Annotated in this window: 15 protein-coding genes; 6 read left to right on the forward strand and 9 right to left on the reverse strand. The window is 66.1% G+C overall.

What is annotated here, in order from left to right:
• Positions 1-35: 35 nt before the first annotated feature.
• The 4 genes from ACZY0Q_RS05515 to mtrA all read right to left on the reverse strand — a co-directional run bounded on the left by ACZY0Q_RS05515 (position 36) and on the right by mtrA (position 5,264).
• A complete protein-coding gene (locus ACZY0Q_RS05515) occupies positions 36-992 on the reverse strand; it encodes a ComF family protein (RefSeq protein WP_463915178.1) in 957 nt (318 codons plus the stop codon).
• A gap of 63 nt (positions 993-1,055) precedes the next feature.
• The gene (locus tag ACZY0Q_RS05520; protein ID WP_463915179.1) at positions 1,056-2,774 is read right to left on the reverse strand and encodes an LpqB family beta-propeller domain-containing protein; all 1,719 of its coding nucleotides are present in this window, start codon (positions 2,772-2,774) and stop codon (positions 1,056-1,058) included.
• A complete protein-coding gene (gene mtrB / locus ACZY0Q_RS05525; RefSeq protein ID WP_463915180.1) occupies positions 2,771-4,618 on the reverse strand; it encodes an MtrAB system histidine kinase MtrB in 1,848 nt (615 codons plus the stop codon). Before mtrB ends, ACZY0Q_RS05520 begins: the two co-directional genes overlap by 4 nt.
• On the reverse strand, positions 4,590-5,264 hold the full coding sequence (mtrA, locus tag ACZY0Q_RS05530) for an MtrAB system response regulator MtrA (protein WP_463915181.1): 675 nt from the start codon (positions 5,262-5,264) through the stop codon (positions 4,590-4,592). Before mtrA ends, mtrB begins: the two co-directional genes overlap by 29 nt.
• 358 nt (positions 5,265-5,622) lie before the next feature.
• Here mtrA and ACZY0Q_RS05535 point away from each other — a divergent pair, with 358 nt between their 5' ends.
• The 6 genes from ACZY0Q_RS05535 to ACZY0Q_RS05560 are packed head-to-tail and all read left to right on the forward strand — an operon-like array spanning position 5,623 to position 11,661.
• Positions 5,623-6,708, forward strand: coding sequence for a DUF7847 domain-containing protein (locus tag ACZY0Q_RS05535; protein WP_463915182.1), 1,086 nt, complete (start codon positions 5,623-5,625; stop codon positions 6,706-6,708).
• Positions 6,698-7,354: a DUF4129 domain-containing protein gene (locus ACZY0Q_RS05540; protein ID WP_463915183.1), complete on the forward strand. Its 657-nt coding sequence runs from the start codon at positions 6,698-6,700 to the stop codon at positions 7,352-7,354. The genes ACZY0Q_RS05535 and ACZY0Q_RS05540 overlap by 11 nt, the downstream gene beginning before the upstream one ends.
• A 14-nt stretch (positions 7,355-7,368) precedes the next feature.
• Positions 7,369-8,604, forward strand: a complete 1,236-nt coding sequence (locus ACZY0Q_RS05545; protein WP_463915184.1) for a DUF4350 domain-containing protein — start codon at positions 7,369-7,371, stop codon at positions 8,602-8,604.
• Positions 8,601-9,602, forward strand: coding sequence for an AAA family ATPase (locus ACZY0Q_RS05550; protein ID WP_463915185.1), 1,002 nt, complete (start codon positions 8,601-8,603; stop codon positions 9,600-9,602). Before ACZY0Q_RS05545 ends, ACZY0Q_RS05550 begins: the two co-directional genes overlap by 4 nt.
• A gap of 11 nt (positions 9,603-9,613) precedes the next feature.
• Positions 9,614-10,906, forward strand: a complete 1,293-nt coding sequence (locus ACZY0Q_RS05555) for a DUF58 domain-containing protein (RefSeq protein WP_463915186.1) — start codon at positions 9,614-9,616, stop codon at positions 10,904-10,906.
• Positions 10,907-10,947: 41 nt separating this feature from the next.
• Positions 10,948-11,661: a DUF4166 domain-containing protein gene (locus tag ACZY0Q_RS05560; protein ID WP_463915187.1), complete on the forward strand. Its 714-nt coding sequence runs from the start codon at positions 10,948-10,950 to the stop codon at positions 11,659-11,661.
• A 36-nt stretch (positions 11,662-11,697) separates the two neighbouring features.
• Here the strand turns inward: ACZY0Q_RS05560 and ACZY0Q_RS05565 are convergent, their stop codons facing one another.
• The 5 genes from ACZY0Q_RS05565 to ACZY0Q_RS05585 all read right to left on the reverse strand — a co-directional run bounded on the left by ACZY0Q_RS05565 (position 11,698) and on the right by ACZY0Q_RS05585 (position 17,015).
• Complete coding sequence (locus ACZY0Q_RS05565) at positions 11,698-12,708, reverse strand: uroporphyrinogen decarboxylase/cobalamine-independent methonine synthase family protein (protein WP_463915188.1); 1,011 nt, start codon at positions 12,706-12,708, stop codon at positions 11,698-11,700.
• Entirely contained in the window at positions 12,699-13,085 is a 387-nt protein-coding gene (locus ACZY0Q_RS05570; protein ID WP_056343785.1) for a chorismate mutase, read from the reverse strand. Before ACZY0Q_RS05570 ends, ACZY0Q_RS05565 begins: the two co-directional genes overlap by 10 nt.
• A 119-nt stretch (positions 13,086-13,204) precedes the next feature.
• Positions 13,205-14,920, reverse strand: coding sequence for an ABC transporter ATP-binding protein (locus ACZY0Q_RS05575; protein ID WP_463915189.1), 1,716 nt, complete (start codon positions 14,918-14,920; stop codon positions 13,205-13,207).
• Positions 14,917-15,933, reverse strand: a complete 1,017-nt coding sequence (locus ACZY0Q_RS05580) for an ABC transporter permease (protein ID WP_463915190.1) — start codon at positions 15,931-15,933, stop codon at positions 14,917-14,919. The genes ACZY0Q_RS05575 and ACZY0Q_RS05580 overlap by 4 nt, the downstream gene beginning before the upstream one ends.
• Positions 15,933-17,015: an ABC transporter permease gene (locus tag ACZY0Q_RS05585; RefSeq protein ID WP_463915191.1), complete on the reverse strand. Its 1,083-nt coding sequence runs from the start codon at positions 17,013-17,015 to the stop codon at positions 15,933-15,935. The genes ACZY0Q_RS05580 and ACZY0Q_RS05585 overlap by 1 nt, the downstream gene beginning before the upstream one ends.
• Positions 17,016-17,055: the final 40 nt, after the last annotated feature.

The following is a 17,055-nucleotide window of genomic DNA, read 5'->3' on the forward strand; positions in this document are numbered from 1 at the left end:
TTATTTTTTTCTAAGACGGGCAGCTTTCCGCCAGCTCACGGGCCGGGCGATTCGCCGCCAGCTGAATCCGGCGGGCGTGTCGCGGCGAGCACAACCGCCCCTACCACCACGGCGCCGCTGAGGTGGAGGGCACGGGCTGCTTCCGCCAATGTGGCCCCCGTGGTGAGGACGTCGTCGACAATGATGCACCGGCGGCCGGACACTCGCGCGACCAGGCGTTCCGGGACTTTCATGGACCCCCTGACCCGGCTCGCCCGGGCTCCACGGCCGAGTCCCTTTTGACCTCCAGGCAGCCGTTCCAGTGCGGCGCGGCGCCGGGATTTCCGCACCACGTCAACCACCGATGCCCCGGGAAGGGTGGTCCCACGCCGCAACTCTGCAAGCAGGAGGTGGACCGGGCTGAAGCCCCTCTTGACGTAGCCGGCCGTACTGCTGGGCACCGGAACCAGGCAGACGCCGTCTACGCCGGCCACGGCCGCGGCAATGCCCCGCCCCAGGCCCCGCGCCAGGACAGTGGTGAGCTGGTGCTGGCCATGGCTCTTGAACGACAGCACGGCCTGTGCCAACTCCTCGCGGTACACCCCCGCCGCCACCACGGGAAGGATCAGGCCGCCGTCGACATTCATCAGGGCCGGCGCCTGTTCCTCTGCCCGGAACGGGTGCCTGGTCAGCAGGCGCACTTGGCGTTCGCACGCGACGCATAAGGCCAGGTCCTCCGCACCACAGCAGACGCAGTCAACAGGGACGGCAAGTGCCAGGAGCTCCGCGGCGGCGGCGCCCATCTGGTCGGCGGCCCGCAGCCAACGGCGGCGCTGGCCGCCGCGATGCTTGGCGTGCGGCGCAGGAGGGAGCAGGTCCGGATCCAGGCTTGCAGCACTTCTGGCAGGACTGTCCTCGGCACCGCGCGCGGCATGGCCCTCGGAGCTGTGCGCAGGAGCGGGCAGCACAGGAAGGTACCGCGCCGGAGGTGGTGCGGGCTGAGCTTGGGTCACACCCTATGGTGGTCTCCCGGCCGCGGCCCCGGTACCCCCAGGCCCCGCTATGTGGAGAACACGCTAGCCGGGGAATGAGGGGTCGATGGGACCCTTAAGCTGGGGAGACCAGCCGTTGCCCAGCCGCTGGAAAATTCCCTCTGCCGACTGGCCGTAGATTTCCTCCAGCCCGTTGCCGGCGCTGAGCCACACGAGGCCAGGCCAGGGCGCCAGCTGCTGGGGTTGTCCGGATGTTAGGGACAGCAGCTCCGGCGTGACGTTCGAGCCTGCCGATGCCTTCATCACGGCAACCGTGGTGTCGTTCACCCAGACGCCTTGGTCCGGGTCACCGGAAGCCACCAGGGTGATCGGGGCAGTCAGTTCCCGGGGAGTCCCGTCGGCATTCCGGATGATCCCGGCAATCTGCACCTTCGTGTTGCCGTTCTGTTCCGAAATGACCAGTGCCCGGACGCCCTCGCGGGAAATCCTCAGCTCCTTGACGATTCGTCCCGCCAGCCAGGACGGCGTGAGGGTAACGGTGGGAACAGCCGCACCTTCGGCAACCCCGATGGGCCGGTAGGCCACCACCTCAGTACCCCCGGTTGCTCCCGGCCCTGCGGCCCACACCCAGTCATGGAGACTGAAGGAAGGGTGCGTGATGGTGGTGCGCGTTGTCAGCGCCCGGGCCGGCTGTCCCGGCACCATGCTGTAAAGCGTCGTCCGGCTTTCATTAAGGAAAGCCACAGTCTGGGACACCGGGGATTCCGCCGGGTAGCGCGGCCCGAGCGAGGAAACAGGCTGCATATCCGGCAGCGGGGACACCCTGTTGTTCTCGTAGCGAACCAGCTCGTTGCCGCTGACGGCAATCTCGCGGACCGGCACGTTCTTGTCCCGCACCGGGGGCAGCACCGAGCCATTGTCCTCGACCCGGACCAGGTCCTGGTTCGCGTGCAGCTCCACATTAACGACGTCGGGCTGGCTGCGGAACGTGAGTGCAAGCTGTGTCTGCATCCGGAGCCTGTCCTCCGTGGACGCCTCCGTGAGTTCCTTGGCGGTGAGGTCCACCTGCGCGGCTCCGGACACCACCGGAACCGATTCGCGGGCAAGTTTGATGCCTGACGGGAAGGCGCTCACCACGGCTCCGCGGAGATAGGGTGCGGGGCCGGCAAGCAGGGCGCTTGTCATGGCTTTGACGGTCTTGTTCTTGATAAACCAGCGGACGTCGGGCACGGCATATGTGAAGCTGGGATCGTAGAAGTAGATGGGGTACGACCCGTAGATGACCTTGAAGGTTTCTTCAGGGATAGCGGTTCCGTCCGGGATGGCTGAGATCCGCCATTCGCCGTCCACCTGGGTGAGCGTGGCCGGGATGTTCTCGATGGTGCCCTCGGGCATCTGGGTGGCAATACCGTCGACATCCACGCTGTAGGAAACGTCCAGCTGGTAGTTGTAAACGTTGTCGACGCCGGTGCCCACCACCTTCGCTTCGCGATAAACGAGTGCGCGCTGGTCGGGTTTCCAGGACACAGATGCCGCCTGCGTCAAGTATTCGCGGGCCACCGCGTAGTCACCCTCGTAACCCGTACCGGCGCGGTAGAAGTAATCAATGATGTTTTCCGGAGTAGCGCCGGCCTGGGGCGCGGCCGGAAGGAATACCGGTGCATTAACGTTCCCGGCGCTGCCTTCCGCACTCTTACCCACCGGCCCGGCAGTGGGGATGCGCGCGCACGAAGCCAGCAGCAGAACAACTGCGAGCAGCACAACGCTCCTCTTCAGCAATATGCGCAGTTCTCGGCCCGTCATGACGACTCCTTCGGCGTTCCTGGTCCCAGGACCAGCGCGCTTGCGGCGCGAGGAAAGCCGGGGAGGATGATGTCCTCCGGTTCAAGCTGCACGGGCGAGCGGTCGATCTCCTCGCCCTGGCGCAACGGAATGGTCAGCCGAAAATTGGCCCCTCTGCCCTTGTTTCCCCATGCCTGCAGCCAGCCGTTATGGAGTTTCGTGTCCTCCATGGCGATGGACAGGCCCAGGCCGCTGCCTCCGGTGGTGCGGGCCCGGGCCGGATCTGCACGCCAGAATCGGTCAAAGACCCGGGCGGCCTCGGCCGGAGTCATGCCGATCCCCTGGTCCCGGACAGCAACCCCCACCGCTGACTGGTTGGCCGCCACAGTGACAGTGACCGGCCGGCCTTCGCCATGCTCCACAGCATTGAGGATGAGGTTCCGCAGGATCCTGTCGATCCTCCTGGCATCCATTTCCGCCACAATTCCCTCGGCGGGCGCCCGGAGGATGATCTCAGAGCCGTATTCGGCCGCGACGGGCGTCGCCCCGTCAATGACGTGGGCAATCACCTGCAGGATGTCCTCGGGCTCGGCGTCGAGCATGGCCACTCCGGCATCGAAGCGGGAGATCTCGAGAAGGTCGGCCAGCAGGGATTGGAACCTCTCTACCTGGTTGTACAGGAGTTCGGCGGAGCGCTTGTTGATGGGGTCGAAGTCGTGGCGGGCGTCGTACAGCACCTCCGCGGCCATCCGGACGGTGGTCAGGGGCGTGCGGAGTTCGTGCGAGACGTCGGAGACAAACCGCTGCTGCATCTGGGACAGCATGGCCAGCTGGGTGATCTGCTCCTGGAGACTTGCGGCCATGTGGTTGAACGAAGCCCCGAGGCGTGCCACCTCGTCCTCGCCCTTGACCACCATGCGCTCCTGCAACTGGCCGGCCGCGAGCTTCTCCGACACCAGCGCAGCGTGGCTGACCGGGCTGACCACGTTTCGGGTGACGTACCAGGCGATGGCCCCGATCATCAGCACCAGCACCGCGCCGCCGGCCAAGAGGACACTCTGGATCTCGTCGAGCGTCTGCTGGGCCGTGTTGACGTCGTAGATCAGGTACAGCTCATACACTGTCCCGTTGAAAGTCACCAGGTTACCCACGGCAATGCCCGGCCTGTCCTCGGTACCTACCGGAATCACGGTTGATGCCCAGTACTGGTCTTTGCCTGATGCCTGGACTGCCGTACGGAGTTGAGGCGGGATGACGCTGACGGTCAGCTGGTCCGACGCCCGCGACTCCACCCAGCGGTTCCTGGGTTTGGTCTGCTCGGGTTTGGCCTCGAAAACATAGCGCCGCTGGATGACAGAGCCGCGGCCCTCCACGGCGTTCAGAGTGTCGTAGACCAGGGTGATGACGCTGGACTGGTCGGTGACCTGGGCGCCGTCGAACGTCTCCTGGACCTGCCTGACGTAGTAACGGGTTTCGGATTCTGCCTGGGTCAGGCGCTCCTGGAAAAGGTTGTTGGCGATCTGGTTGGACAGGTAGGCGCCCACGGCACCAAAGGATGTCACGGCCAACAGCAGGGTAGTGAGGACGGTCCGGAACTGAAGGGACCGGCGCCAGCGCCGCCGCATGGACCGCCCGGCAAAACGGACCGCAGGAAAGAAACGGGTGACGCCGATCTGGACAAGGCGGCCCACCCGTAGCCCCACGATGACTCCACGGCGCCGCCATATCCGCGCCCGGAACGGCAGCGTTGCCAGCTCCGCCGGCAGCGCATCCGTATGCTCCGGGCTCTTGGCAGCGGGAAGGTCCGGGGCGCGGTGCGCTTCTGGTCCTGAGGACTCAGGAACCTGCTTTGTAGCCGACACCACGAACCGTCAATACAACTTCGGGAGCTTCCGGATCCCGTTCAATTTTTGACCGGAGGCGTTGGACGTGGACGTTGACCAGCCGGGTGTCCGCGGCGTGGCGGTAGCCCCAGACCTGTTCCAGCAGCAACTCGCGGGTGAATACCTGCCAGGGCTTCCGGGCCAACGCTACGAGGAGATCAAATTCCAGGGGCGTCAGCGAGATCCGCTCATCGGCACGTTTCACGGTGTGGCCGGCCACGTCGATGGTTATGTCTGCGATCCGCAGCGTTTCAGGCGCCTTCTGGTCGCCGGGCCGCAGGCGGGCACGCACCCTTGCCACCAGTTCGGCGGGTTTGAACGGCTTGGGCACGTAGTCGTCTGCGCCGGACTCAAGGCCACGGACGACGTCGGACGTATCCGACTTGGCGGTGAGCATCACGATGGGCACGTCCGATTCGGCACGGATCTGCCGGCACACCTCGATGCCGTCCACGCCGGGAAGCATCAGGTCAAGCAGCACGAGGTCAGGCTTCGATGAACGGAAAATATCCAGCGCCTGGCTGCCGTCGGCGCAAAAAACCGGCTCGAAGCCGTCATTGCGCAGGACAATCCCAATCATTTCGGCCAGCGCTTCGTCATCGTCAACTACCAGAATGCGTGCCTTCATAGTTATATGTTCCCTTATTGAACAGGGTTTGTCCTGTTCAACGGCCTTACGGCATGGCGCCGCGCTATGACGCCCGACCCCGGAACTATAGGCTGGCAACACGCGGACAGTCCCGCACGGGGGAAGGAACAGGGTGCCAAACCAGGATCCGAACATGCAGCAGCCGAATCCTGCCGGCGAGGCCGGGAGTAGCCAGCCGCCAGGGAGCCCGCCTCCGTGGGGGCCGCAGCCCGGCCCTGCACAGCATTCCTGGGGCGGTCCGCCGGTGTGGGGCCCACCTCAGGGTGGCCCGCAGGCCTGGGGCACTCCTCCGCACAACCCCTACGGCGCCCCGCCGCCCTACCAACAGCCCCGTTACGTGGCCCCGCCCAAACCCGGCATCGTTCCCCTGCGCCCGCTGATGTTCGGCGAGATCCTGGACGGCTCGTTCCAGGCGATCCGGCGCAATGCCAAGGCCATGCTGGGCGCTGCGCTGCTGGCGCAGACACTCGCCGCAGTGCTGACGGCAGTCCTCACTGCATTTTCCGCAACGTCCGCTGCGTCGCTGGAGACCTGGGCGGAGGGACTGACGGAGCAGGACCTTGTCCCGGTGGTGCTCACCTTCGCGTCCGGCGTCGTACTCGTCTCGGTGCTGACCGTTTTCCTGTCGGCGGTCCTTCAGGGCGCCATGGTGGTTCCGGTCGCCAGGTCCGTCCTTAACCGTCCCACTGGCTTCCGGCAGATGTGGGCTCTGGCGCGGTCCCGCGCGTGGGCCCTCATCCGTCTCGCGGCGCTGCTGGTCGGCGCCGGGCTCCTCGTAGCACTCCTGTTTGTGGCGCTGGCAGTGCTGCTGGTCAGCACGGTGGGTGGAATGGGCGCCCTGATCCTGCTCCCGCTGGGTCTCGTGTGCTTTGTGCTGTACGTGTGGGTCTACATCAAGCTGATGGTGGCACCGGCCGCCGTGGTGGTGGAGGAGCTCGGGGCGCTGGCCGGCATACGCCGCTCTTGGGAACTCACCCGCAACAGCTGGTGGCGGCTGCTGGGCATCACGCTGGTGGTGGGCATCATGGTGGGGGTCATCGCCCAGATCGTCACCATTCCGGTCTCTCTTCTCTCCGGCTTTTACACCGGCGTGGTCTCACCCCATGGCGGTGCCGAGCAGGCCATGACGGCGGCAGTGGTGGCGGGCGTTGCCACCGCGATCGTTGGTGCGGTGGTGGGAGCGGTGGGATTCGCTTTCCAGACCTCCGTCATGGCGCTGCTCTACCTCGACCTCAGGATGCGCCGGGATGGCCTGGATATCGCCTTGCTCCGGTTGCTGGAATCGGGGGCGGATCCCGACGGCGTCCCGGGCCGCGGTGTCCCGGTCTATAAGGCAGGACGACCCGGCCAAACCCTGCGGCCGCCCTACGGGACACCGCCAAACGAAACGCCACCGTTCGGGGCATGGCCCGATGGCCGCTGAACCGCCGGTCCTGCCTGGCCGCGATGAGGCCCGCCGCTGGGCCGCAGAAGAACTTGCCAAGCCGGAATATCGTGACGCGGCCCCCGGCTGGCTGGACAGCGTCTGGGCCGACATCCTGGACTGGCTGCGGTCCCTGGACGGCGGCTCCGGCCCGGACAGCACCGTGGCGGCGCCGTGGATCGGCGTGGCCATCGCCGTGCTGATCGGCGCCGCGGTCATCCTGGCCCGACCGCGCCTCAACGCGAAAGCCAAGCGTGCCAAAGACGTGTTCGACGCCGACGCAACAGTCAGTGCCACGGCCTACCGCCAGCGCGCGGAAGCCGCAGCCGCGGCCGGCAACTGGAGTGCCGCCGTCGTGGACTGTTTCCGCGCACTGGTGCGCACGGCCGAGGACAGAATGGTTCTCGACGCGCGGCCTGGCCGGACCGCGGACGAGGTGGCACACGAACTGGCCGCACCGTTTCCGTCAGAGGCCGGCCGCCTGACGGAGACCGCGCGTACGTTCGACGGGATCCGCTACGGCAATGAACACGCAGACCAGGCCGACTATGCCGCCGTGCACAGGCTGGACGTCACTCTGCAGTCCCTCACGCCGGCGAGCGCGGCCCTGCCCGCTGACCGTGACGAACCGGCGGTTCCGCGATGACGCAGGGTCCCACCATGCAGAACCCTTCGCAGGATCGCCTGACGCCCAACCTTCCAACGCAGAGTGCACCGGACGCGCAGCCGGGTTACGCCCCTGCACCCGGATCGGATTCCGGGTCCGGTGCCGGTTCCTGGTTCCGGCGGCACCGCGGCGGAGCAACGATCGGCGCGGTGGCCGCCGTCGGACTTGCCGTGGTAATTTCCGCCCAGCTGGCACCAAAGGGCGATTCCCTGCCTTTGTCCGTCCACAACGCCGGGCCGAACGGCGCCAGGGCGGTGAGCGAGATACTCGGCCGCCACGGTGTCGAGGTCCACGATGTTGAATCCTTTGAGGCCGCCACGGCGGCACTCGCAGACCGGCAAGGTGCCACCCTGCTCCTGTACGACCGGAGCGGATTCCTGGACCAATCCCGGCTGGACGAGCTGACCGCAAGTGCAGGACGGGTGGTAGTGGTGACGCCGCGGCTGGGCACGCTGAAGGCCCTCGATACCGGCATTAGCCAGGCCGGCGTGGTGCCGGAGTCAACGGCGCTCCTGGCACCGGGCTGCGATCTCAGCGATCCCGCCGCGGCAGGTGCCGTGTCCGGAACCGGCGGCTTCCTGTACGACGGCGGCACGGTGTGCTTCAGCCCGCAGGGAAGCACCGCCGGGCTACTTGCCCGCACGGACGACGGCGGTCTGACCGTCCTGGGCAGCACCGCCCTCCTGAACAACGGCGGGCTTGCCGACCATGGCCATGCCGCGCTGGCACTCCGGACGCTGGGCAGCTCAGGGGACCTTGTCTGGTACCTGCCCGGGCTGGGCGACGCGGCCGCTGCGGATTCGACCCAGACACTTGATGACCTTGCCCCTGACTGGGTGGCTTTCCTGGGGCCATGGTTGTTCTTTGTGGCCGTGCTCGCCGTCGTGTGGCGTGGGCGCCGCCTGGGCCCGCTCGTCTTTGAACCGCTGCCCGTGGTGGTCAAGGCCGTGGAGACCGCCGAAGGCCGCGCGCGCCTCTATCAGGATTCCCACGCACTGGACCGGGCGCGGGACAACCTTCGGGCCGGCACCCTGGTTCGTCTGGCACACGCCCTTCGAGTGGGATCCGAGGCCACTGCCGACGACGTCGTGCAGGCAACGGCCCGGCACCTGGGCCGGCCCGTCACCGACATCAGCAGCCTGATCCTGGAAAGGCCCAGTACCGCAGCCCGGCTGGTGCAATGGTCACAGGAACTGGACAAACTAGAGAACGAGGTCAGGACCCGATGAACGAACCGTACGGCGCCCCGCAGATCATGGACAGTTCCCCGCGGACTCTGGATCCCGCCCGGCAGGCACTGCTGGATGTCCGCCACGAGGTTGCGAAAGCCGTGGTGGGCCAGGATGCCACCGTCACGGGACTCCTGATCGCGCTGCTATCCCAAGGGCATGTCCTCCTCGAAGGCGTGCCCGGTGTGGCCAAGACACTCCTGGTCCGTGCACTGTCCGCCGCGCTGAGCCTGGACACCAAACGCGTGCAGTTCACCCCTGACCTGATGCCCGGCGACATCACCGGTTCCCTGGTCTATGACTCGCACACCTCGGAGTTCAGCTTCCGCGAAGGCCCGGTCTTCACCAACATCCTGCTGGCGGACGAAATCAACCGGACGCCGCCGAAGACGCAGGCCTCCCTCTTGGAGGCCATGGAGGAGCGGCAGGTCTCGGTGGACGGCGTGTCCCGGCAGCTGCCGGCGAACTTCCTGGTGGCGGCAACGCAGAACCCTGTGGAGTATGAGGGAACCTATCCCCTGCCTGAGGCCCAGTTGGACCGGTTCCTGCTCAAGCTCACCATGCCGCTGCCTGGCCGGACTGACGAGGTGGAGGTGATCCGGCGGCACGCGGCCGGCTTCAATCCGCGCGACCTTGCTGCCGCCGGCGTCCGTGCGGTGGCCGGCGCCGAGGACCTCGAACGGGCGCGGCGGGCTGTGGCAACCGTAGCCGTCGAACCGGAAATCATCGGCTACATCGTGGACCTGGTGCGCGCAACCCGGCAGGCGCCGTCGTTCCAGCTGGGTGTTTCACCCCGCGGCGCGACCGCACTGCTTAATACGTCCCGCGCCTGGGCCTGGCTGTCCGGCCGCAGCTTTGTCACCCCCGACGATGTTAAGGCACTCGCGCTGCCGTGCCTGCGCCACCGGGTGGCCCTGCAGCCTGATGCCCAGATGGACGGGGTCCGCGTGGACGATGTCCTGGGCAGCATCCTGGCCTCCGTCCCCGTCCCCCGCTGATCCGCCTGCACATGGCACTCTCCGGACGGTTCGTGTTGCTGGCCCTGCTGGGCCTGGTGCCGGTGCTGCTGTTCCCCGGTTGGGGAACGGTCCTGGGCGTGGTCGTGGCGCTCGCTGCCCTTCTGGGGCTGGACCTTGGCCTGGCCGCGTCCCCGCGGGCCATCATCGTCACGCGCGCCGACCCCGGCAACGTAGCCCTGCACGGCATGGCTACTTCGGTCCTCACCCTGCGCAACGGTGGCCGGCGACGACTGCGTGCCACCGTCCGGGACGCATGGCAGCCGTCTGCCGGGGCCGTGAATCCGGTCCAGGACCTGGACATTCCCGCCCTGGAAGGCCGCCGGATGACAGTCCGGTTACGGCCGGTCCGCCGTGGTGACATGGGCGCCCGGCATGTCACCGTCCGCTCGCATGGACCACTTCGGCTTGCGGCACGCCAGCGCACGTTTGAGTGCACTGGCCTCCTGCGGGTCCTGCCACCGTTCCATTCCCGCAGGCACCTGCCGTCGAAGCTCAGGAAACTCCGCGAACTCGACGGCAAAGCCGCCGTGCAGATCCGCGGTGCCGGCACCGAATTCGATTCGCTGCGGGACTACGTCCGCGGAGACGACGTCCGTTCAATCGACTGGCGCGCCACCGCCCGCCGGTCCGCCGTCGTTGTCCGCACCTGGCGACCGGAACGCGACCGGCGCGTGGTGATCATGCTGGATACCTCGCGCACGTCAGCCGCGAGGATCGAGGACGAACCACGGCTGGATACCGGCATCGAAGCGGCGCTCCTGCTGGCGGTCCTGGCCGAGCGTGGCGGGGACCGGGTAGATTTCCTGGCCTACGACCGCCGGCCGCGGGCCAGGGCCGGCTCCGCCACCACAGGCAACCTCCTGGGGCAGCTGGTGCAGGCAATGGCGCCCCTCGAGGCTGAACTGATCGAGCTGGACTGGTCCAGTCTTCCAGGGCAGATCCGGGCTGTTTCCGCCCACCGGTCATTGGTGGTGCTGCTGACCGCATTGGACGGCGGGGCCCCGGAGGAAGGTCTCATTCCCGTGGCCGCTCAGCTCGCCCAGCAGCACGTTGTGGTAGTGGCCGCCGTCCGTGATCCTATGCTGGGGCAGATGCTGCGTGAACGTGATAACGCCGCCGGTGTATTCAGGGCGGCAGCAGCTGAACGCGTACTGCTGGAACGGGCGGCGGTCAGCGCCGAGCTCCGGCACCACGGGGTGGAAGTGGTGGATGCGGAACCACACCAGCTGCCGCCGCAACTGGCCGACATGTACATCCGGCTCAAGGCGGCCGGTAGATTGTGAATTACGGCAGCACCGCTGACGGTACCGGCCAGGAGGTTAAGATGAACGTCCCTATTTACAAGCAGGCCTTGGGCGAGGACTTTCAACGGCTGCAGCCTGAGCTGCAGGAGTACTTTTCTCTCGCGCCTGGCTCAGGGCACTACGGCGTCGGGGAGGGCGTGTTCGACGTTGTGGGCTGCCGGCAGGCATGGCTGCGGCCCCTGCTCAAGCTCACCTCCGGGGAGGACGCGTTCTTCCCGGATTACGGCGAAGGCATCCCCTTCCGGATTGAAAACCATGCACACCAGGATCCGTTCGGCCGCTCCAGCCTGACTGCCCGACGGGAAATCCGCTTCCCAGGGCATCTCCGGATCTTCCAGGACACCACCAGCCTCGTGGATTCCGACGGCAGCCCGCGGCTTGTGGACTACCTGGGCCGTTACCGACGCATGGTGACCGACCTCAAACTCAGCGTGACAGCTGAGGGCAGGCTGCGCGGCGTTTCCGACGCGTCGCGGCTTTTCCTGGGCCCCCTTCGCCTGCCGCTGCCGGCCACCGTCGATGCCAAGGCCTACGCCGAGCAGTGGTGGGACGGCGCCGCTGGCGAGAACGGTCAGCACCGGATCCAGGTCAAGGTCCTCCAGCCGCAGATCGGGCAGGTCCTTGTCTATGCGGGCGGCTTCGACTACCGCTTGCGCCCATACATCGGCGGCAGTTCGGCGCAGAGTTTCCTGCCCCGCTACGCCCGGCCGGACCGTTGGGAAAACCGGACGTAGTTGTTGGACGTCCGCACGGCTGAGCAGTGGGCCCGCTCAGCCGTGCGCGCGCTGGTTCAGTCCGTCGGCTACCTGGGTGAGCCGGCCCAACACCGCTGTGGCGGTGGCCGGCGTATGGCCGGAAAGTCCCGCCGAGGGGGTCACCCGGATACTGCGTAGGGACGACGCCGGGAGCCCCAGCTCGTGCCACGGCCGCCAGACGGACTCCACGACGTCGGCCACCCTGGGCAGTGTGCCGCGGCTGACGTCCAGGGCACCGGCCCAGATCCGTTTGCCTGCCTCCACCGCTGTGGCCAGCTGCTCCCACTGCCGGGTGGTCAAGGCCCTCAGCGGCACGGCGACGCCGTCGGCACCGGCGGCAATGATCCGGTCGATGGGGGCCTCAATTTCAGGCACGGAGATAACGATTTCGGCGGCGCCCGCCGCACGGAGCGCCTCGATCACCACCTGCCAGGACTCGGTGACCTCCTGGCCACCCACCGCCCGCAGCGTGCGGTAACCGCTCGAGGTCGGAATAGTGCCGGCGAGTACGGCGGCGATATCAGGCTCGTCCACCTGGACCACCAGCCGCGCGCCCGGAACCGCGCTGGAGATCCGGGACAGGTAACCACCGACCCCTGCGGCAAGTGAGTGGGCAATGTCCCGGCGCGCGCCGTAATCGATCAGTGCCCGTTCGCCGTTGTGCAGGTGCAGCCCGGCGGCAAGACCCAGCGGTCCAAGCAGCTGGACCTTGAGTTCGGGGGACGTGGTGTCCTCGGCGCCGGCGACGTCTGCGAGGACGTTGATGTCGGTGGACAGGGCAGACGCGGCGCGGCGGAAATCCTTGCCCGGTCGGTCCACGAGCCGCCAGCCGTACGGCTGGACATCCACGGCCATTTCAACCAGGAGTGCGGCTGTCCGCCCCAGGGCGTCGGAGCCGACTCCACGGTCCGGAAGCTCCGCCAGGAACGGAAGGTGCGGGCTGCCAAGCTCGCCGCGGATAATGCGGGCAGCCTCCACGGGGTCCTCCCCCGGCCAGGGTCCAAGCCCGGTGGCAGTTACTTCCACTCTGCTGCGGCCTGGTGGTCCTCGGCGATGGCTTCATGATGGCGGATGACCTCACCGATGATGAAGTTCAGGAACTTCTCCGCAAAGGCGGGATCGAGGTGTGCATCCTCTGCCAGCCGCCGGAGACGGGCGATCTGGGCGGATTCCCGGCCGGGGTCCCCTGCGGGGAGCCGGTGCGCGGCCTTGAGGAAGCCCACTTTCTGGGTGGCCTTGAACCGTTCGGCCAGGAGGTACACCAGAGTCGCATCGATGTTGTCGATGCTGGAGCGGATGGACAGCAGTTCCGCCATCACCGAGTTGTCCACCTGGCCTGCCAGCGAACTCGCGGCGGCATCGTAGGTGTCGGTGTCGGGAACATCGTGGTTTTGCTGCGTCATGGTCCAAGTCTATGGGGCGGCCGCGGAAATCCCTTCCGTCGTTAAGCGGCGGACGGACACCCCGCCTGGGGGCGGGATGTCCGTCTGATGGTGCCGCGACTGTGGGGCGCCGGGAGTGCTTACTGCGCCAGCAACGCCCGGTGCGCTTCCCGGCGTCGGGCCTGTTCGTCCGGATCAGGGACCGGCAGGGAGGCAATCAGCCGTTTGGTGTAGTCGTGCTGCGGCGCGCCCATCACCTGGCTGCCGATACCCTGCTCCACGAGTTTGCCTTTGTAGAGGACGCCCACCCATTGCGACAGGATGTCCACCACCGCGAGGTCGTGGCTGATGAACAGGGCCGCGAACCCGAACTCGGCCTGGATTTCCTTGAAGAGTTCCAGGACCTTTGCCTGCACGGAGACGTCCAATGCCGACGTCGGCTCGTCAGCGATGAGCAGCCGCGGGTTCAGGATGAGCGCGCGTGCCAAAGACGCCCGCTGGCGCTGCCCACCGGACAGCTCGTGCGGGTACCGTTCAGCGTACGACGCCGGCAGCTGCACTGATTCGAGCAGTTCGGCAACGCGTTTGCGCGCCTGCGCCGGGCTGGGGTTGGTGTGGATGATCATGGGTTCCGCCACGCAGTCACCGATGGTCAGCTGGGGGTTGAAGGACGCTGCCGGATCCTGGAACACAAAGCCAATATCTTTCCGGAGGGGCTTGAAGGTCCGCTCCTTAAAGTTCAGCATCTCGTAGCCGAGTACCTTCAGGCTGCCGCCGGTGGTCCGGTTCAGGCCGGCGATGGCCCGGCCAATGGTGGTTTTCCCTGAGCCGGATTCGCCCACCAACCCAAAGACTTCGCCCTGGGACACGGTGAAGCTGACCCCGTCCACGGCCTTGAAGGCCGGCGTCCCCAGCCTGCCGGGATACTCGATGGTCAGGTTGGTTGCCTCCACCAGGACCGGTGAGCCCTGGTGGGCGCGTTCCAACAGACCCTCCGAGGCCGAGTTCCGGCCCAGGTGGGGCACGGCCGCCAGCAGTTTCTTGGTGTAGTCCTCTTTGGGTTCGGCAAACAGCACCCGCACCGGCGCTTCCTCCACTACATCACCCTGGTACATCACCACCACGCGATCCGCGAGGTCGGCCACTACACCCATGTTGTGGGTGATCAGCACGATCGATGTGCCGTACTTGTCCCGAAGGTCCCGGAGCAACTCCAGGATCTCGGCCTGTACCGTGACATCCAGGGCCGTGGTGGGTTCATCAGCCACAATCAGTCCCGGGTTCAGTGCAAGTGCGGCGGCGATCACCACGCGCTGCTTCTGGCCTCCGGAGAACTGGTGCGGATAGTAGTTGACCCGGTGTTCCGGATCCGGGATCCCCACCTTGCGCAGCGCCTCAATGGCACGGGACTTGGCATCCTTGGCCGAGACACGCTTCCCGCCGGCACCGCCGGCGTGGGCACGGATGCCCTCGGCAATCTGCCAGCCCACGGTGAACACGGGGTTCAGGGCCGTGGAGGGCTCCTGGAACACCATGGCCACATCGCGGCCGCGGATCTGCCTCAGTTTCGCGGCGCTGACGCTGATCACGTCGTTCCCGTTGATCAGGACGGCGCCCCCGCTGGTGGCAGTCTCCGGCAGCAGCCCGAGAATGGTTTTCGCGGTCACGGTCTTGCCGGAACCGGATTCGCCCACGATGGCCAGGACCTCGCCGGTGCGGACGTCGAGGCTGACATCCTTCACGGCGTAGACGTCTCCGCCGTCGGTGGCGAAGGTGACTTTAAGGTGGTCGATCTCCAGTACTGGCTGGTCTGCCGGCCTGGACTGGTCAGATACCGAATCAATATTGATGGTCACAGTCCTCTCACATCCGCTGCAATGGCGGCGTTCGCGGCGGCGGTTGATGGTCCCGGGGCGCCCTTGGCGCCGGCAGCCTTGCGCCCGCGCAGCCGCGGATCGTTCAGGTCGTTGATGCTTTCTCCTACCAAGGTGAGGCCAACCACCGTCAACACTATGGCCATGCCGGGGAACACACCGGTCCACCAAATGCCGGATGAGGCATCGGACATCGCCTTGTTCAGGTCAAAGCCCCATTCAGCGGCGGAGCTTGGCTCAATACCGAAACCGAGGAAGCCCAGACCTGCCAGTGTGAGGATGGCTTCGGAGGCGTTCAACGTGAAGATCAGCGGCAGGGTCCGGGTCGCGTTGGAGAAGATGTGCCTGCTGATGATCCTGGCGCTGGAGGCGCCAACAACCTGCGCTGATTCCACAAACGGTTCAGCCTTGAGCCGAATGGTCTCAGCACGGATAACTCGGAAGTACTGCGGCACAAACACTGCAGTGATGGCGAACCCGCAGGCGAGGATTCCGCCCCAGAATCCAGACTGGCCTTTGTTGATGGCGATCGACATCACGATAGCCACAAGGAGTGTCGGGAAGGCGTAAATTGCGTCTGCAATTACCACCAGCACGCGGTCCAGCCAGCCGCCGAAGTAGCCGCTCACCAGTCCGAGGAATACGCCCAGGAAGATGGACATCAACACCGCGGCAACAATCACCGCAAAGGCTGTCTGCGATCCCCAGATCACCCGGGACAGGACATCGTAGCCACCCACTGTCGTTCCCAGCAGATGTTTGCCACCGGGTTCGGCCTGTGCCGGGAACGAGCCGGCGTCGTCGGAAATCTGGGAATATCCATACGGCGCCAGAAGCGGCGCAAATATCGCGGCCAGCACAAAAACGGTGCAAAGCACGACGCCGGCCAGCAGCATGGTGCGCTGCAGTCCAACGCTTTGGCGGATGTGGGACGAGACCGGCAGCCGGTCCAGCAAGGACTTCTTTCTCGGTTCCAATACTGCTTCGGTGCCCATCAGTACCTCACTCGCGGGTCAATGAGGGCAGCGGCAATGTCCACTGCGAAGTTAGTGAGTGCCACGATGACGGCCAGCAACATCACGATGCCCTGAACGGCGACAAAGTCACGCGCGGTGAGGTATTGGGCCAGCTGATACCCCAGTCCCTTCCACTCGAACGTGGTTTCCGTCAGCACCGCACCGCCGAGCAGCAAGGCAATCTGCAGACCCATCACCGTGATGATGGGGATCAGGGCCGGCTTGTAGGCGTGCTGTGTCACCAGTCGGTATTCGCTGACTCCCCGGGACCTGCCTGCCTCAACGTAGTCCTTGCCCAGCGTGCCGATGACGTTGGTGCGGACCAGACGGAGAAAGACGCCGGCGGTCAGGAGGCCCAGCGCGACTGCGGGAAGAACCGCGTGCTGGACGATATCGCCGAAGGCTGACAGGTTGCCGCTGCGCAGGGCGTCCAGCCAGTAGATACCTGATGGCGCTGCGAGCCTGCCCATCGCCAATTCCGTTGTGGTGGAAGCACGGCCGGCCACTGGGAACCAGCCAAGGCCTACCGAAAATGTCAGCTTCAACAGCAGGCCGGCAAAGAAGACAGGGGTGGCGTAGCAAAGGATGGCGAACATACGCAGGACTGCATCCGGAACTTTGTCGCGCTTGTGGGCGGCAAACATACCCAGCGGAATTCCTACCAGCAGTGCCACCACCAGGGCGTTGATGCTCAGTTCCAGGGTGGCGGCACCAAATTTGGCCAGCATCTCGATGACCGGCCGGCCATCTGAAATGGTCCGGCCGAAGTTGCCGGTGGCGATGTTGCCAAGGTACTCGATGTACTGGATGAAGAGGTTCCGGTCGTAACCGGCCTGGTGTATCAGGGCGTCAATTTGGGCTTGTGGAAGACGTCCGCCCTGGGCTGCGGTAATGGGATCGCCGGTGATCCGCATCAGGAAGAACACCAGGGTAACGAGGATGAAAATCGTCGGAAAAATGAGCAGGAAGCGGACCAGGATGTATTTCCCCAGGCCACCTCCCGCGGACTTGGATTTGGGTGCCGCGACCGTAGGCGGCGGCGTATCTATTAGTGTGGCCATGCTGTCCCTGCTTGGTTTGAATCTAGAACTTTGGGAGCCA

The sequence above is a fragment of the Pseudarthrobacter lactosi genome (assembly GCF_055412785.1).

Bases quoted from the DNA above. Each gene is read 5' to 3' on its own strand.
- ACZY0Q_RS05550 (WP_463915185.1), top strand. From the start codon at position 8,601: ATGAACGAACCGTACGGCGCCCCGCAGATCATGGACAGTTCCCCGCGG.
- ACZY0Q_RS05570 (WP_056343785.1), bottom strand. From the start codon at position 13,085: ATGACGCAGCAAAACCACGATGTTCCCGACACCGACACCTACGATGCC.
- ACZY0Q_RS05545 (WP_463915184.1), top strand. From the start codon at position 7,369: ATGCAGAACCCTTCGCAGGATCGCCTGACGCCCAACCTTCCAACGCAG.
- ACZY0Q_RS05580 (WP_463915190.1), bottom strand. From the start codon at position 15,933: ATGGGCACCGAAGCAGTATTGGAACCGAGAAAGAAGTCCTTGCTGGAC.
- ACZY0Q_RS05585 (WP_463915191.1), bottom strand. From the start codon at position 17,015: ATGGCCACACTAATAGATACGCCGCCGCCTACGGTCGCGGCACCCAAA.
- ACZY0Q_RS05555 (WP_463915186.1), top strand. From the start codon at position 9,614: ATGGCACTCTCCGGACGGTTCGTGTTGCTGGCCCTGCTGGGCCTGGTG.
- ACZY0Q_RS05560 (WP_463915187.1), top strand. From the start codon at position 10,948: ATGAACGTCCCTATTTACAAGCAGGCCTTGGGCGAGGACTTTCAACGG.
- ACZY0Q_RS05520 (WP_463915179.1), bottom strand. From the start codon at position 2,774: ATGACGGGCCGAGAACTGCGCATATTGCTGAAGAGGAGCGTTGTGCTG.
- mtrA (WP_463915181.1), bottom strand. From the start codon at position 5,264: ATGAAGGCACGCATTCTGGTAGTTGACGATGACGAAGCGCTGGCCGAA.
- ACZY0Q_RS05540 (WP_463915183.1), top strand. From the start codon at position 6,698: ATGGCCGCTGAACCGCCGGTCCTGCCTGGCCGCGATGAGGCCCGCCGC.